General features: G+C 34.7%; 16 protein-coding genes. 5 read left to right on the plus strand and 11 right to left on the minus strand.

Translation table 11 applies throughout. From position 1 onward, the window contains the following. Positions 1–60 precede the first annotated feature (60 nt). The 5 genes from L1276_RS09115 to L1276_RS09135 all read right to left on the minus strand — a co-directional run bounded on the left by L1276_RS09115 (position 61) and on the right by L1276_RS09135 (position 4387). Entirely contained in the window at positions 61–387 is a 327-nt protein-coding gene (locus tag L1276_RS09115) for an MGMT family protein (protein WP_012023414.1), read from the minus strand. 136 nt (positions 388–523) lie between these two features. Further along, positions 524–1162, minus strand: coding sequence for a LysE family transporter (locus tag L1276_RS09120; protein ID WP_253787033.1), 639 nt, complete (start codon positions 1160–1162; stop codon positions 524–526). A 38-nt stretch (positions 1163–1200) separates the two neighbouring features. Beyond that, on the minus strand, positions 1201–1878 hold the full coding sequence (gene trmB, locus L1276_RS09125) for a tRNA (guanosine(46)-N7)-methyltransferase TrmB (protein ID WP_253787035.1): 678 nt from the start codon (positions 1876–1878) through the stop codon (positions 1201–1203). A 375-nt stretch (positions 1879–2253) separates the two neighbouring features. Then, positions 2254–3636, minus strand: coding sequence for an ammonium transporter (locus tag L1276_RS09130; RefSeq protein ID WP_253787037.1), 1383 nt, complete (start codon positions 3634–3636; stop codon positions 2254–2256). A gap of 262 nt (positions 3637–3898) precedes the next feature. Further along, complete coding sequence (locus L1276_RS09135) at positions 3899–4387, minus strand: nuclear transport factor 2 family protein (RefSeq protein ID WP_253787039.1); 489 nt, start codon at positions 4385–4387, stop codon at positions 3899–3901. Between the two features lie 344 nt (positions 4388–4731). On the opposite strand from L1276_RS09135, the gene L1276_RS09140 reads away from it, so the two are divergent. After that, positions 4732–5403 (plus strand): hypothetical protein, encoded by a 672-nt coding sequence (locus L1276_RS09140; protein WP_253787041.1) that lies wholly within the window; start codon positions 4732–4734, stop codon positions 5401–5403. 56 nt (positions 5404–5459) lie between these two features. Here the strand turns inward: L1276_RS09140 and wrbA are convergent, their stop codons facing one another. Then, complete coding sequence (gene wrbA, locus L1276_RS09145) at positions 5460–6620, minus strand: NAD(P)H:quinone oxidoreductase (RefSeq protein ID WP_253787044.1); 1161 nt, start codon at positions 6618–6620, stop codon at positions 5460–5462. 215 nt (positions 6621–6835) lie between these two features. Continuing rightward, positions 6836–7150, minus strand: a complete 315-nt coding sequence (locus L1276_RS09150; RefSeq protein ID WP_253787046.1) for an HPF/RaiA family ribosome-associated protein — start codon at positions 7148–7150, stop codon at positions 6836–6838. A gap of 221 nt (positions 7151–7371) precedes the next feature. On the opposite strand from L1276_RS09150, the gene L1276_RS09155 reads away from it, so the two are divergent. Continuing rightward, a complete protein-coding gene (locus tag L1276_RS09155) occupies positions 7372–7731 on the plus strand; it encodes a hypothetical protein (protein ID WP_371924156.1) in 360 nt (119 codons plus the stop codon). Positions 7732–7901: 170 nt separating this feature from the next. Here the strand turns inward: L1276_RS09155 and L1276_RS09160 are convergent, their stop codons facing one another. From L1276_RS09160 to L1276_RS09175, 4 genes are all read right to left on the minus strand, one after another. Further along, positions 7902–8711: a TdeIII family type II restriction endonuclease gene (locus tag L1276_RS09160; protein WP_253787048.1), complete on the minus strand. Its 810-nt coding sequence runs from the start codon at positions 8709–8711 to the stop codon at positions 7902–7904. A gap of 33 nt (positions 8712–8744) precedes the next feature. After that, positions 8745–9983 (minus strand): DNA (cytosine-5-)-methyltransferase, encoded by a 1239-nt coding sequence (dcm, locus tag L1276_RS09165; RefSeq protein WP_253787853.1) that lies wholly within the window; start codon positions 9981–9983, stop codon positions 8745–8747. A 106-nt stretch (positions 9984–10089) separates the two neighbouring features. Beyond that, a complete protein-coding gene (locus tag L1276_RS09170) occupies positions 10090–10551 on the minus strand; it encodes a very short patch repair endonuclease (protein WP_253787049.1) in 462 nt (153 codons plus the stop codon). Positions 10552–10560: 9 nt separating this feature from the next. Next, positions 10561–13023: an AsmA-like C-terminal region-containing protein gene (locus L1276_RS09175; protein ID WP_253787051.1), complete on the minus strand. Its 2463-nt coding sequence runs from the start codon at positions 13021–13023 to the stop codon at positions 10561–10563. Between the two features lie 243 nt (positions 13024–13266). Here L1276_RS09175 and trxA point away from each other — a divergent pair, with 243 nt between their 5' ends. From trxA to L1276_RS09190, 3 genes are all read left to right on the plus strand, one after another. After that, positions 13267–13584 carry a thioredoxin gene (trxA, locus tag L1276_RS09180; RefSeq protein WP_012023423.1) on the plus strand — a complete coding sequence of 106 codons (318 nt, stop codon included), beginning with the start codon at positions 13267–13269 and terminating at the stop codon, positions 13582–13584. A 249-nt stretch (positions 13585–13833) separates the two neighbouring features. Continuing rightward, positions 13834–16401, plus strand: a complete 2568-nt coding sequence (locus tag L1276_RS09185; protein ID WP_253787053.1) for a M1 family aminopeptidase — start codon at positions 13834–13836, stop codon at positions 16399–16401. Continuing rightward, positions 16398–17324, plus strand: a complete 927-nt coding sequence (locus L1276_RS09190; protein ID WP_253787055.1) for a DUF58 domain-containing protein — start codon at positions 16398–16400, stop codon at positions 17322–17324. The genes L1276_RS09185 and L1276_RS09190 overlap by 4 nt, the downstream gene beginning before the upstream one ends. The last annotated feature ends 59 nt before the right edge of the window (positions 17325–17383 follow it).

Here is a 17383-nt window from a genome sequence, read left to right on the forward strand (position 1 = left end):
TTTGTTGAGCAGGATTAAGTTCACAGTGAAATGAACTTATATACTTATATGGTGAAAAGTTTAGCCCTGAATTTCAGGTTTCCAAAAATGTTTCTCAAAATCTACAATTTGATTGTCAACGACTTTAATGCCTTCGCTTTCTAAAAGCTGCTGCATTAAATTCGTTCCTTCAAAATGATGTTTTCCTGTCAAAAGTCCTTTTTGGTTTACCACTCTGTGCGCAGGAACATCATCCATATTATGGCACGCATTCATAGCCCAGCCTACCATTCGTGCAGAACGTGCGGTTCCTAAAGCCTTTGCAATTGCGCCATAAGAAGTTACTTTTCCGTACGGAATTTGTCTGGCAACCGCATAAACTCTTTCGAAAAAATTCTCTTCAGCCATAAATTAGTTTTTAGCCACTCCCGATAGCTATCGGGATACACGAATAAAAATGATTCTTAAATGTTTCTCGCAGATTTTGCAGATGCAGCGGATTAATATTAAAAAACATCCTTTTGGAAAATCTGCGGTCTATATTTTACCCGAAATAATAGTTCAATATATTAAAAAGTGTTACAATGGCAACAAGACCTGTAATGCTTCCAATAATAGTATTCATATTTCGCATCAGGTAATCGGTTTTCTTTTCTATTCTTCCAAAGAAAGCAATGTAGCTGTATAAAACGGCAAAAGAACCTAGGATTGAGCCTAAAACAAATGTGAAAATAATTATATTTTCAAATACAAAAAGGTGGTATGAAGCTAAAGTTACACTTACTACAACATAATATGGAATTGGAAAAAAGTTCAATGCAGAAAGCAGCATTCCTAAAAAGAAACGACTTTTTTTACTGCTCTTTTTAATCTTCGATTTTTTCTTCGTTTTGGGCTCTTTGGCAATAAACAAAAAGTAAATAGTTAAGATCGCAAAAATAACAAAACCAACTTCACGCAATAAAGTTAAAACATCTGGCCGGTTGTCGATTACTCTTGCAAATAAAACCGCAACATAAACCTGAAAAAAGATTACTAAAACAGCACCAATAACAAACCATAAAGCATTCTTTTTACCTTCTTTCAGGTTTATTTTGGCAGCTGTCATGTTGATCAAACCTGGCGGAATAATCCCAATTGCAGCAGCAATAAAGCCCGAAAGTAATGGAGTAAGATATACCATTCAGTTGTTTATGCGGTTAGAAATGTTTTAAAATTAAATTAGTCTTTAATTTTAAAACGAATATACGTAATTGCCTTGTTAATCTCTAAATATTGTTTCTCGTAAAAAGTTTGGAACGCAGTCACTTCTTCAGGACTTCCTTCATTTTTATACACATTATGGTTGGCGTATAAAACCTCATGCCCTTCACCGTGAAGCAGTCCAAGTGTGTAACCGTGCATAAATTCGCTGTCGGTTTTAAGGTTTACGACACCGTCTTTTTTAAGGATTTTTTTGTACAATTTCAAGAACTCAGAATTCGTCATTCTGTGTTTAGTTCTTTTGTATTTAATCTGCGGATCCGGAAAAGTAATCCAGATTTCATCCACTTCATTTTCGGCAAAAATATGATTGATCAACTCGATTTGAGTACGAACAAAAGCAACATTATGAAGACCGGTTTCAACAGCAGTTTTGGCACCACGCCAGAAACGCGCGCCTTTAATGTCTATTCCGATAAAATTTTTGTTAGGATATTTTTCTGCTAATCCAACTGAGTATTCACCTTTTCCACATCCTAACTCTAGAACCAGAGGATTGTCATTTTTAAAGAAATCAGAATTCCATTTTCCTCTCAAAGGCATTAAATTGCCTACAACTTCTTCTCTTGTTGGTTGAAAAACGTTTTCAAATGTTTCGTTTTCTCTGAATCTTTTAAGTTTATTTTTACTTCCCACTTTTTATAAAAATTTTGAGCAAAATTAAGGAATATAAACGAATGAAAATAGCGGAATTAGGTTTTAAAAGTTTTCCGCCGCAGATTTTACAGATTAAAAAGATTTTTTAACTGGTTAATCGTGTATAGTCCCTACCGGACAACATTAAAGTATGTAACATTGATTTACCGATGTATAATCTCTACCAAATGCTCCGTTAGGAATTAAATATCGGTAGAAAAAATGTTGATTAGATAAAAATCTCCTGCAGGGGATATATTTAATTTTTAGCCGCGAATTTCACAAATTTTCACGAATTTTTTTGACAGTATACTTAAAATGAATACTATATGAATTAGTGGAAATTTGTGCAATTCGAGGCGAAAAAAAATCTTTTTATCCGTAATGCGGTTCAGTAATTGGCTTTAATTTTGGATCAAGAGTTTCATCGTGCTGTGATAAGTCCAACCCGATGTGTTCTGATTCTTCAGAAACTCTCAACGGAATGATGAAATTAGTTACTTTAAACAAGAAATAAGCTCCGAAGAAAGTAAATAACGAAACCAGAACTAATGCCATCATGTGATGACCAAAAACGCTCCAGCCTCCGTGTAATAAACTTGCATTTTCGCCATGAGCAAAAATGGCTGTTAAAATCATTCCCATAATTCCCCCAACACCGTGGCAGGCAAAAACATCAAGCGTATCATCAAATCTTTTTGAAAAACGACAATTTACAGCTGAGTTTGAAACCAAAGCTGTCACAAATCCGAAGAACATACTTTCAGGAACAGAAATAAATCCTGCAGCCGGCGTAATGGCAACCAGACCAACAACAGCACCAATACACGCACCAAGAGCCGAAACTTTTCTTCCGTTCATTCTGTCAAAGAAAATCCAGGTTAACATGGCAGCTGCAGATGAAGTAGTAGTCGTTGCAAAAGCCATAGCGGCAGTTCCGTTAGCAGCAAGAGCAGATCCGGCGTTGAAACCAAACCATCCAAACCATAACATTCCCGTCCCTAATAATACAAACGGAATATTGGTTGGAATGTGCTGGCTGTTTTTTCTTTTACCTAAAACAATAACTCCTGCCAAAGCCGCGAAACCGGAACTCATGTGTACCACAGTTCCTCCTGCAAAATCTTTTACACCAAAATAACTTCCTAAAACACCCGTTGGATACCAAACGGCATGACACAAAGGCGCATATATAAAAATGGTAAATAAGCTGATGAAAACTAAATAAGAGATAAAACGAACACGTTCTGCAAATGAACCCGTGATAATTGCCGGACAAATAATGGCAAATTTCATTTGGAACAAAGCAAAAAGCATAAACGGAATCGTATTTGCCAATTGTTTATGAGGGAGAACGCCAACATAATCCATAAAAGCAAAAGTAGTGGGATTTCCAAAAAAGCTGTAAAAATGATCTCCGGAACCAAAACCAACCGGTTCTCCAAAAGCAAGACTAAAAGCGACAACCACCCATAAAAGAGTTACAACTCCCAAACAGATAAAACTTTGAAGCATAGTAGAAATTACATTCTTTTTGCCTACCATTCCGCCATAAAAAAAAGATAATCCCGGCGTCATGATTAAAACCAGACAACTCGATGTAAGCATCCAGGCAACATCGGCAGGAACAATATGATCAGTAGTTCCAAATTCAGATAAAACATAATTATTTTCAGTCACCGTTGGCCAAAATGCACCTATAGTGCAAACGACACTTATCATAATAAAGGAAATGATCCAGCGTTTTTCTATTTTCATTTTTAAAATACTTTAATGAACCCTATTTTTTTTGGGGTCAAAGTTATAAAAAATTAAATATTTTGATTTTAAGGGCTGTAAAAATAGTGGTTAGGTTTTTATTTTAGTCAATTTTGTAAAATACAACTCGTTTTTTTGACGTAATTTCATTTTAAGGGCTTAAAAAACGGCCAATATTGCCAATTGTATTATAATTTATTTGATATCTGAATTTGTAACGTACTAGAAAAGTTATGTTTATAAGAATAAAACCAAAAAATGTTTATTTTTTTTGAAGCTTCGCAATCAAAACGTCTTCAATAGGTGTTTTTATTTTGGTTACAGCATCAACTTCATCATTTGGGACAGTCATGGATAAAACGTAATGCTGGATTTTCCATTCTTTCCCCACTTTTACCAAAACCCCAGAACCACGGCAGATTTTCATTTGTGTATCTAATAATTCATCAAACCAAGCCAGTTTTCCTGATTTGTCAAAAAAGATATGACGCTCCAGAGCTTTAAAATTCCAGGTTGTTCCTTTGTCAAAAAATGGTTTTGCCCAAACAGCGAACTCTTTTTTAGTCCAGTTTTCGGTTGCATCAGTTCCAATATAAATAGCATCATCTGCCAAAACATTAAAATAAGCATCAAATTTTACTTCGCCTGCCGCTTTGTGCCACGCATCAAGCGTTTGATTGATTTTGTCTTTGTCAGTTTGAGCGTTTGCAAAAGAAACAGCGAATAATAATAGTAAAAGTGTTTTTTTCATGAGAGAATTTATTTGACTTTAAAGGTAAGAATTTTTTAAACTGATGTGAGACTGGCACACGGATTTTACGAATTTAAACGGATATAAATTAAAGCTATTGCTGTCTCTTGCAAAGTCTCAGAGTCGCAAAGAAAATTAAACTTGGCGTCTCTGAGACTTTGCGAGATTAAGTGGAAAGCAAATTAAAAACTTAAATAATCTGCCAAATCCGCTAAATCTGCGGTCAAATATTCCTTGCTAATTAATAAAACAGACTAAGTTAAACTTCAATTATCTTAGATTTCTTATTTGGTGTAATCCCGAAAAAACAAGTATATTTGAGTGCTTTAAAAATATCCCAAATTATGAATTCTAAAATCTTTATAAGCTCACTGGTTATTTCTTCATTACTTTTTGTTTCCTGCAAGAAAGAATTAGAACCGCAAGAAAGCACTTCAACATCTGAATTGGTTAGACTTGGACTTGCAAAAGATACAACAAAAACACCGTCAGTGGTTGAGCAGGCGCAAGCTTCACCTTCAAATCCAAATACCGTTTTAAGTGATACGAAAGGATTAAATCCTGCTCACGGACAACCGGGACACCGCTGTGATATTGCCGTTGGAGCGCCATTAAATTCGGCACCAACACAGCAAGTGCAGACGGCCCAAGCACAAACTGCACAAACAGTTCAGGCAAACCCGAATCAAAAAAATGTGGTTACGACAACAACAACGCCTGTAAAAACAGCAAAAGGAATGAATCCGCCTCACGGACAACCAGGTCACAGATGCGACATTCCGGTTGGATCGCCTTTAAATTCACCAGCAGCAACAACTACTGCGTCTACATCAACACCACAAGGCGGAAGCACAACAAAGAATTTTACCGTTACACCTCCGCCGGCAGCAAATCCAGTTCCGGCTTTATTAAGTACAGAAGGAAGCCAAACCGTAGCAGAAGGAATGAATCCGGCGCACGGACAACCAGGCCATCGATGTGATGTTGCCGTAGGAGCGCCGCTGCCAAAATCATAAAAATAAAAAACCCGAATACAATTTGTATTCGGGTTTTTTATTTTAAATCAATAGTTTTATTCGATTTCAAAAATGGCCTGAATTTCTACAGCCGAATTTCTAGGTAAAGAAACAGCGCCTGTTGTTGCTCTGGCATGTTTTCCTTTTTCTCCAAAAACTAATGCCGTTAAGTTTGAAGCCGAATTCATAATTGCTGCGTGCTGCGTATATTCTGGAGTAGTATTAAAAAATCCCGTTAATTGCACACATTGTTTTACTTTGCTCAAATCGCCTCCGCAAGCATCTTTTAATACCGCAATTACATTAAGCATGGTTTGGTAAGTGGCTTCTTTGGCCTGATCATCAGTAACTGATGCGCCAATTTTGCCCGGATTTAAAATCTTTCCGTTTTTTAATGCCACTTGATTGATATAAACTTTATGATCTGAAATCGTGTACGGAACATAATTTCCAACCGGTTTAGGCGCTTCCGGAAGTACAATATTATTGTCTTTTAATGTTTTATTGATGTCGATTTTAGTTTCTGCCGAAGTTGTTTTTACACCTTTTATATTTTCTGTGTTTTTTAATCCCGATGCTGCTCTTGCCAAAGCTTTTCCTTGTTCTTTAGCCAGGTTTAATTCGCTTTGAGAAGGTCGCGTTCCCGTTGATCCCGCTAATGAAGCTGCACCAAAAGGCGTATTTCCCTGCGGAACTGTTTTGTCTAAAGTCGCTGTTCCCATGATTCCCGTTGGTACAATTACCATTCCGTGTGAAGCGAGAATGTTCCAAAAAGATAAAATCGCAGCTTCTTTTCCTGCTCCGGATCCTGCCGACATAAAAACAGTCGCTGGTTTCCCCTCTAAAGCTCTTGAGGTCCAAAGTGGAATACTTTGACTGAAAAAAGAACTCATATCGGCACTGATATTGGCAAAATGAACCGGGCTTCCAAAAGCGATTCCGTCATAATTGGCTAATTCTTCGATTGTGGCAATTGGTAATTTCTCGACATCAGCATTTAGTTTTTCTTTTGGATTTATGGAAGGAACTCTTTTTAGAGTCGTTTTTGTATTTGGATATTCCTGAATTCCTTCAGCAATTGCTTTTGCCATTTTGTACGTTCCGCCATTTTGAGAATAAATCAAAACCAAAACATTGGTTTCGGCTGATTTTACCTGCGCCTTTGTGCCAAAACCTAAAAAGACTGTAATTAATAATAGAAGTAAATGCTTTTTCATGAATTCTGTTTTAATAATTTATTGTAATAATCCCAATCAGGAATAAGTTCTGATTTTGGGACTGCAAATTTACTTTTTACAATACCGAAAAGCGTTATAATTATCTTAATTGTAAACGAATTCATTATTTACAGAAAAACAGAAACCGTCTTAAAACAAAAAGTGGCATTATCCTGATTTGAGATAATGCCACTTTTAAATTGTCGATATATAAATTAATGTGCTTTCAGTTTTTCGAAAGTAGTAGTCAATGATTTTTTTGCTTTACTCAAAGCACCGCTAAAAGCTTTTTCAAGAGTTTCGGCATGTTCTGTAACAGTTAAAGGCTGTAATCCTGCTGTACGAACTTCAAGAACGCATTTTTTATCGTTTAAGCCGAATTTTTCGCCATTTTCATCTCCAAAATGTACTTCAATGCGTGTGATTTTATCTTCAAAACGCGCTAAGCCTTTTTCTAATTCTTCAGAGAAATATTTTTCTAATCTTTGGTGTCCTTCGATGTTTTTGTCGGTGTTGATTTGAATTTTCATAACGGTTTATATTTAATGATTGTTTCTCAAATCTATTTATTTAAAAAGAAAAAGCCAAGGGAGTTAATAAAACATTATGATATTTTTAGGGTTAAATTTTAATTCTGATGAAGGAGGAATCGCACTACAAACTCTGTATCAGCAAACAAACTAAATTGTAAGAAAACGAGATAATCTGCTCGAGTTTTTTGATATATTTGCAATTCCTAAAATTCAAGATTATGATCACAAAAAAACTTTTTGCCCGTGTGGTATGCTGGCGGTATTGGAAACAACTGCAGCGCTTTCTTGAAGGCGTAGGACAGCTAACCCATGCGGGTTTTATATTCCTAAAATTCAAGATCATGAGTACAAACACCCTTTCCAAAGAAACAGAAATTCGTTTAGTAGATTTCTTCAATAAAACTGTTGATCCGGAAAGTCTGGCAAAAGCGATTCGACAAATCAATTATTTAATTGCTTTAAGTATAATTCGGGATTGCGAAACTTTTCAAACGGAGAAAATAAATCTTGAAAAAGGTTATTATTGGCTGAATGAATTAGCTGAGATTTTAAATCCTTATTTTGAGGTTGAAGATTAAGAAAATGTAAAAAGCCACTGCGAAGTGGCTTTTTTATTTTATAGTTTGTTTTTCGTTTATTGCGTTTTGAATTTCGAGAATACAAGCATCTAAATTCTTCTTGATATCATTGCTCCAGAAACGTAAAATTTTCCAGTTTTGAGATTATATATGTTAATAAAGCAGGGCTATTAATTATCACCGTAGAAAATTTGTTGTATGATTTCTTCCAAATCGCCTGTTTGAGAGATGTCTACAAATGCACTATGTATTATTGAGTAGGTATCTTCTAAACCAGAACAAAAATTCCAAAAATCATCTTGAACCCAACCTTCATTATTAGGTTCAAGTGGCCAACCTCTGCCTATAGTTCTTGTCCAAAAGTCATCCTGTCCGTAGGGATTGTAAGGGAAAACTATTCTTGCACTAGAATTTTGGTCTGGATATCTTGAATAAAAATAGGCATACCAATTAAGTACTTGAGAAAAGCATCTGGCATAACCCCCAACATTGGCTTGAACAGTCTTAGTGTCAAAAAAATAATTCACATCATTCTTTTTTAGCCAAATATCAACTCCGAAACCTCTTGGAGGTAATACAAAATCATTTATAGGATTTCTTAAAAAAATCTGACAAGCTTCTCTAATTCGATCATGACAATGATCAGCATTATATTGAGCGTTTCTGTTATTTCGACCTTCTATAAGTATCTGTACGGTATTTTGTAAAATAGCTGGCATATTTGAAGGGGCTAATAAATTACTATTTACTACTTCAAATCCATTTAATTGAGCTATTGCTTTTGCAAGAGGCTCCCATAAGGTAGTTCCTAAAGAGGTTTCCATTCCGCCAACAATTGATCTTATTTTTCTTTCTGTAGGAATAATTAAATCTAAAATCTGGAAGTTAGGGATTACATTTTGTCTGTTTCTTATATACCTAGAAATGGAATTAATAACAGTTTCTCGGGCAATCGTATAAACTTCTTCTCTAGTTGGCATAAAATGATGTTACTTTTTTTACAAAGTAATAAATTATTTTTTCATTTTATAGTATTGATTAAGAAAAGTTATAATAGAATATCCAACTTCCTTACCTAGATTGACAGGAACTGCATTACCAATTTGCTTATATTGTTGAGCGATAGATCCAGCAAATTTCCAATCGTCAGGAAATGTTTGAATTCTAGCATATTCGCGTACTGTAAATGGTCTTGTTTCTTCTGGATGACATCTTTCTGTTTGTTTTTGCGCAGGACTACAAGTTAATGTTAGGCAAGGTTCATCCCAACCAATTCTTCGTGCAATACCAGTTTTTCCTCCACCCAAATAAAAACTCCCTCCCATAAATTCTTTTTGAATCTCTACAGGTAAATCTCTCCAATATCCTTTTTGTGGAACTAATTTTAAAACATCAACTTTGCTTTTGGGATATTTAGAACCTCCTGAATGTGGAACGTCGGAATCAAATAAATCACCTTTTTTTAAAGCGTCTTTTAAATTGTAAATCTTTTTATATGGTTTTGGGTATTCATATTTCAAATCAATATCTTTTCTAATACCAACTAAAATTAATCTTTCCCTTTTTTGCGGAACGTTAAAATTAATTGCTTTCAAGACTTGAACAGGTACAACATTGTAGCCAATTTCATCTAAAATTGAAATCATACCTTGTATTGTTTTGCCGTTGTCATGGTTTAATAATCCACGAACATTTTCTCCAATACAAATTGGAGGGTTTACTTCTTTTACTGCCCTAGCAAATTCATAAAACAATGTTCCTCGAGCATCAGCTAAACCGAGTTTTTTTCCTGCATAACTAAATGCCTGACATGGAAAACCACCAGTTACAACATCCACATTATTATGGTATTCAGAAAAATTGAATTGTTTTATATCTCCTTCTAACACGTTCCAGTTTGGCCTGTTATTTCTTAATGTTTCACATGCCCATTTATCGATTTCGTTAAGAGCAACGCATTTTAAACCAGCTTTTTCCATTCCGATAGCTAATCCACCTGCTCCGGCAAAAAGCTCCAAAACAGTATAAGTATGTTCCGGTTCTGCGTAATTGGAAACCGTTTCTTGTATTTCATCATCTATAAAACTTGAAAAGAGGGTGTTAATTTCTGATTTTTTGTACATTCTATAATTACTCATAGGTTCGCGTACAGCATTCAATTTACCTTCATTATCCCAACGTCTCAAAGTTTCTTTGCTCTTTCCTAATAGTTCTGATGCTTCAGACAATGAAATATAATCACTCATAACCAAGTTGTTTAACATTATACAATGGTTACAAAAATAAATGAAAAAAACTCATAATTAAGCGTATTTTTTGTTCTAAATTGGAACAAAAAAAATTTCGTTTTTTAATCTGCTAAAGATCATTTAAATACAAAAAAACTAACTCGACACATTTTTTAGTTTCTTTCTTAATTTCATGTTCCCAAAATCGAAAAACTTTATAACCTAACTTTTCTAACTTTAATTTGTTTTCCTGATCACGTTGCATATTTCTCTCTATTTTTGGTATCCAAAATTCTCGATTGGTCTTAATTTTTAGTTTTTTTTCAGACCAATTATAGCCATGCCAAAACTCACCGTCAATAAAAATAACCAATTTGTGTTTTTGATTAACAATGTCTGGATTGCCAGGAAGTTTTTTATTGTGTTTTCGATACCTTAACCCAGCTTTCCATAATTCTTTTCTAAAGAGAATTTCTGGTTTCGTATCTTTTGATTTAATTTTTGACATAAGTTGGCTTCGTTGAGGAGTTGTATAAAAACCATTTTCCTCTTCGAAACGCAGTACCTTTATTTTGTTTTCAGAATATGTCATAATTGTTTTTTACTTCTCCTTCTTCCCCCACTTAATTTTCATTTTCCCTTCATCATCAACGGCAAGTAAATGAAGTACAATACCACGTTCGCGAACCGCATCACGTTCGGCTTTGCTGGCTAGTTTGGCGTCGTTTTTAGAGTTTCTTAGAGGAATTGTCAGGGCGAGATTGGTGCCTCGGCCAAAAGAATAAACTCCATTTACATCGATGTTTAGGACGCTTGAACTTATGGTTAAATTATTAACGTCGATTTGTTCGCCTCGCATATTGAGATTTCCGGATAAATCGCTGAAAGTTATATTATTGACATCACGAAACGGAAAAGCAAATTTGCCCACTTTTACAATTGGTTCAAAGTTGAGCAATGCGCCTTGACTGACTGTGAAATTCAGTTTTCCGTGCATCGAATTGGTAATTAATTCGCCTTGGCTGTTTATAAAACCGCTTACGTTTGCAGTGCTCGTTAATCTTCCTTTTATGTTATTTGGATTAAAAGACGTGATTCCGAAGTTGTTGAACGATCTTAAAAAACTAGCAATATCAACCCGGTTTACCTGAGCATTTGAGCTAAAAGCATAATTTTTTCCACTTGGCAAAACTTCGCTGTTAAACGTAATGCTTCCGCCAGAAGTCTGTAGCGAACCATTTTTTATAACCAATTTAGAATTCAGCATTGAGATTGTTGCTTTGGTATTGGTCGCGGTAAGTTTGTTGTAATTTATTTTATCTGCTTTAATGTCGATTACCACAACACAATTTTCGATTACGTTTCGCAAATGATTGGAAATCGTAGTTCTTTTATTGTTTTTTATAGCGGCTTTCTTTTTTTGTGAAGAAGCCAAAACACCCAAAAATTGTTTAAGATCGATATTCGGGCAGTAAATATTCCAGTTTACAACCATTTTTTCGGGTGCGTCATAATACAAGTTCAGGAAATTATCGATTTTCCCGTCTATAAAAATGGTGTTCTTTTTATGTTTGTAAGCAATCTGTTTAATGATTAAGGCTTTCTCGGTAAAATTGAGATGAATATTGGTTTTTACAGCCTGAATGTTTTTCGGAATATAATGAAACGAAGCGTCATCAATATCAACATTTCCAATAAATCTTGGCTTGGTAATGTACAAATCGACAATATCAAACTGAAATTTCAAATTGGCTTTGGCGTGGCCATCTTCAAAATGAATCCACTTTTCGTTACTTACCTGATTGAGTCTTTCGATATCAAAATCAGAACTTACGTTTCCGGTTGCTATGGGTTTTTCTAGATTGCTGATGACAACTTGCGGAATTGAAAGCGGAATATTTTCATATTCTCCTGAAAACCGGGTTAAAATAACAGCCGAATTTGGATCGTTAAACCCGTCTTTTGGTTTGAAATTATTCGTAAAAATTCCTCTGAAATTACATTTGTCAATTCGCCCGTCGGGAATGGTAAGTTCGTTGTTTTTGGCTGCAGCCTGAACCACGATTTTAGGATCGTCATGAACGTTTAAATCGCCTTTTAGGTCGCAGTTTACATCGATTGGTTTTTTCAAATCAAACCGATTGAGCTTTGAGCTGATATTTCCGGACAATAAATTAGACGCATTGCTCCATAAAATACGCGTATTAATATTGATTCCGAAAAGGGAATTGGTTTTGCTAACGTTGAAATAAGCCACAATATCAAATGAGTCAGAACCAATTTTTAGGTTTTTGGTCGAAACATCAATTTTTTGTTTGTCAGCCTGATAAGAAACAGCCAGCGTTCCTTTGAGTTCTTTTTCTTTGGCGAAACTTCCATGAACGGTATTAAAAGCCAGACTGTTTATTTGAGTATCTAAAAATAAATCGGTATTCCAGTCGTCTCCATCGTAATCTACTTTTGATTTTAAACTGTGAACATCAAAATCAAACAATTTATTTCCCAGTTGATTATCAATAATAATATGAACATCGCTGAGGTCGATTTCATCAATTGTAGTTTCGGGTTTTGACTTGTTTTCTGGAGATTTTTTCTTTTTCGCTTTAAAAATGTCGGAGTTTGTATAGCCGTCTTTGGTTTTATAAATATAAATATTGGCGTCGTTAATCAGGATTTTATGAATGTTGACTTCATTTTGCAATAAACTCCAAACATTCAAACGTGCCTCGATTTCCTGTGCTTTCAGTAAAGTATGATGATGCGTATTCCACTTATTGTCTTTGAGTTCAACATCTTTTAAAGCCAAAGTAAAATTCGGGAAACCGGTTAAAAACTTATATTGAAAATCGCCAATATGAAACTTTCCGTTTATGTTCTCATTTATTTTGGTGTTGATTTTCGCAATAATTTCGGTTTTATTCTGATTGAAATAAAGAGATAATCCGCCGCAAGCCAATAAAAGCAATCCAATTAATATCAAAATAAAAATACCAAAACGTTTGGCGTATTTTTTAAAATGAACCGACTGGAAAAATGTTTTTATTTTAAGTAGAGTTTCCTTCATTGCTGTGGATTTTCGGGATCATTAAAGATAAGAATAAAAAACGAATATGTTTATCAGCAGATTATGGCTTGTAAATAAAGCACATGGAAATGTTATAACTATTGACGATGCATTTATAACCAAAAGTAATTTATGAATGGTGTATGATTTGTTTTTAATTTTTAACTTTGTACCTCAGTTCTGAAAGTATTTAAAAAGTCTCCCCGAGATAAGAGCTGAGAATAACTTTAAAGAAAAATAATTATGGCATTAGCAATAACAGATGCTACTTTTGACGAAGTAGTTTTAAAATCAGATAAACCAGTAATGGTGGATTTTTGGGCAGCATGGTGCGGTCCTTGTAGAATGGTTGGTCCAATCATTGACCAATTAAGCGATGAATATGCAGGAAAAGTTGTGGTTGGAAAAGTTGATGTAGATGCTAACCAGGAATTTGCTGCTAAATATGGTGTGCGTAACATACCAACCGTTTTGGTGTTTCATAACGGTGAAGTAGTAGGAAAACAAGTTGGAGTTGCTCCAAAACAAACCTACGCTGACAGCTTAGACGCTTTGTTGTAATCGTAAGATTATGATTTATATAAAAAAGGTTTGACGAAAGTCAAGCCTTTTTTATTACCTGGTTACACGAATTTTTACGAATTGATTTAAAAATTTTGTCACAGATTAAAGGATTTTCACAGATTTAAAAATCCTTTTAATTCTTTTAATCTGTGGAAAAAACTCAGACTTAAATTTTAATTCGTGCAAATTCGTGCAATTCGTGGCAAACTATTTTTTATTTTTAGCGAATCTTATATTCCTGAAAAAATGAAAATTCTATACACCTTTCTATGTTTTGTTCTCTTGATTTTCAATGGTTTTTCGCAAGAAAAAGAAAATGTATTATTAGAAAATGGTGTTTCAGAACAATTGGCGCACTTTCGTAAAAAACAAATTTCAGATCTTCAATACACTTTGTTTTTTGAAATACCGAATCAAAAGGCAGAAAATATAAATTCACAATTATTCGTATATCTAAATTTATCTGATTTAAGTCAGCCCCTAATTTTAGATTTTAAAGAGAAAACTTCCCATCTAAAAACTGTTGAAGCGAATGGAAAAAAGCTTTCAGTCGTTCATGAAAATGGACATATTGTAATTCCGGTTTCGGCTTTGGTTTCAGGAAAAAACACGGTTTCCATTTCATTTATTGCAGGCAATTTATCATTGAATAGAAATGACGATTTTTTATATACTCTATTAGTTCCAGACCGTGCGAGTACTTTATTTCCGTGCTTCGATCAGCCTGATATAAAAGCGACTTATAAATTAAGACTTTCTGTGCCAAAAGATTGGTCGGTTTTGGCTGGAGCCGATGTGAATGAGAAACTCGAAAAAGGAGATTTTACGACTTATACTTTTGGAGAATCAGATAAAATGAGTACGTATTTATTCTCTTTCGTAGCAGGAAAATTCAAAAGCGCCACGCAGAAACCTGGTTTAGAAATGACGATGCTTTATCGTGAAAACAGTCCGGAAAAATTTCGCGTAAGCGCTGATACTATTTTTAATTTACATCAACAATCTTTAGACTTTCTAGAAAAATATACCAATTATAAATTTCCGTTTCAGAAGTTAGATTTTGCCTCAATTCCCGTTTTTCAATATGGCGGAATGGAACATGTCGGAGCCATTCAATATAGAGAATCGACTTTGTTTTTGGATAACAGTGCCACCGACAGCGAGAAATTAAATCGTGCAAAATTGATCGCGCACGAAACCTCGCACATGTGGTTTGGTGATTTGGTTACAATGAAATGGTTCGACGATGTTTGGATGAAAGAGGTTTTTGCGAACTTTATGGCAGACAAAATCATGAATCCAATTTTCCCAAAAGTCAATCATAATCTGCAGTTTTTTACGGCGCATTATCCTAGCGCTTACGCGGAAGATCGATCTTTGGGCACACATCCGATCAAACAGCATTTGGAGAATTTAAAGAATGCAGGATCACTTTATGGCGCTATAATTTACAACAAAGCACCAATTATGATGCGTCAGTTAGAGGCTTCAATGGGAAAAGATGCGTTTCAGAAAGGAATTCAAAAATACATTCAGAAGTACGCGAATGACAATGCCGACTGGAATAATCTGGTAGAACTTCTGGATGCCGAAACGCCGCTTGATATGAAAAAATGGAGCGAGGTTTGGGTAAATAAATCGGGAAGAGCCATTTTTACAGATAAAGTCGAATATGATTCTAAAAACCGAATTAAAAGCTTTGGAATTCAACAACAAGCGGAAGATAAATCGGAGAATATTTGGCCTCAGGTTTTTCAGATTGGTTTAGTTTATGCTAAAGAAGTAAAAGTTTTATCAGTCAATATTAATGACGAAAATAGTGTTGTAAAAGAAGCGGAGGGATTAGAAAAACCACTTGCTGTTGTTTACAATTATAATGGTTTTGGATACGGGGTTTTTCCGCTTGACGGGAATAATTTAAATTTCATCTCAGCGTTGAAAGATGAGGTTGCAAGAGCTTCGAGTTACAGCAATCTTTACGAAAACACATTGATTGGAAATGTTGCTCCAGACAAAGCTTTTGATTATTTTTTAAAAGGAATTCAAACAGAGCAAAATGAATTGGTTTTAAGAATTGCTTCCAATAGTTTGAACACGATTTATTGGAGATTTTTTACCGAAAAACAACAGAATAAAGTTCAGAAACAGATTGAGGGTATTTTGAATGAGCGTTTGCAGGCTAATTTATCGGCCAATATCAAAAAGACATTATTCGGATTATTTAGTTCGATTGCCTATTCTAATTCGGCGAAAGCCAGTTTATATAAAGTTTGGAACAGAGAAATCTCGATTCCGAATTTGAAACTAAACGAAGACGATTATACCAATATAGCGATGAACTTGGCGATTTTCAAACATCCAAAAGCCGATGAGATTTTGGAGAAAACCAGAACATCTTTCACAAATCCGGATAAACAAAAGCGTTTTGAGTTTTTATTGCCTTCATTATCAAAAGACGAATCGGTTCGAAATGCGTTTATGGAATCTTTAAAAGACGATGCAAACCGCGAGAAAGAATCTTGGGTTTCGGTTGGTTTAGCGAATATTCATCATCCGCTTCGTCAGGAAAGTGCGCAGAAATATATTAGATTTTCATTAGATTTGGTTGATGAAATTCAGCGCACGGGAGATATTTTCTTCCCGAAAGACTGGCTGGATAATACGATTGGGAAATATTCGTCGAAATTTGCTTTTGATGAAGTACAGCGATTCTTAAAAGAAAACCCTAATTTTAGTCCGATCTTGAAGCGTAAATTGTTTCAGGCGACAGATTTGCTTTATAAAGCACAAAATATTAAAAAGGAAACCGAATGAAAATTGAATCGGAAATAGAGAAAGTCTCCAGTTTTCAGCATCTCGAAATGCTGGCGAATCAGGTTGTGGAAGGTTTTATATCAGGAATGCATAAAAGTCCGTTTCATGGATTTTCGGCCGAATTTGCGGAGCATAAAGTCTATAACGCAGGCGAAAGCACCAAACATATCGACTGGAAATTATTTGCCAAAACCGACCGTTTGTACACCAAACGTTTTGAGGAAGAAACCAATTTGCGTTGTCATCTTATTGTCGATAATTCATCTTCAATGCATTATCCGGAACTCAAATCGAATCAGCCCTTTTATGAAAAGAAGATTGGTTTTGCGGTTTTGGCTTCGGCAGTTTTAATGAATATTTTAAAGAAACAGCGTGATGCCGTTGGTTTAAGCGTTTTCTCCGATAAATACGAATATTACGCACCGGAAAAAGGAAGCGATCGTCATCATAGAATGCTTTTGAATAAACTGGAAGAATTATTAGTACAGCCAAAAGTCAAAAAAACGACCGATACCATTACATATCTGCATCAAATAGCAGAGAAAATGCACCGCCGTTCGATGATTATTTTGTTTACCGATATGTTTCAGACAGAAGATGATGAAAAGCTTTTTAACGCTTTACAGCATCTTAAACACAACAAACATAAAGTGGTTTTGTTTCATGTAGTTGATAATGAAACTGAATTGAAATTTGATTTTGACAATACACCAAGAAAGTTTATTGACCTAGAATCAGGCGAAGAGGTTTCAATTTTTGCTGATAATGTTAAAATAGAATATGAAAAAAGGGTAGAAGCTTATTTTAAAAACTTGGCTTTAACCTGTGCGAAGAACCAAATTAAGTACGTTCCGGTAAATGTTGGGGATAATTTTGAAAAAATATTGACTACATATTTAGTTGAAAAACAAAACTTTGGATAATAATTTTAAAATTTATTTGATTTTTTTTACAAAAACACTTGCAGAAATGAAATTCTGTA

The sequence above is a fragment of the Flavobacterium sp. HSC-32F16 genome (assembly GCF_024171645.1).
Classification (GTDB): domain Bacteria; phylum Bacteroidota; class Bacteroidia; order Flavobacteriales; family Flavobacteriaceae; genus Flavobacterium.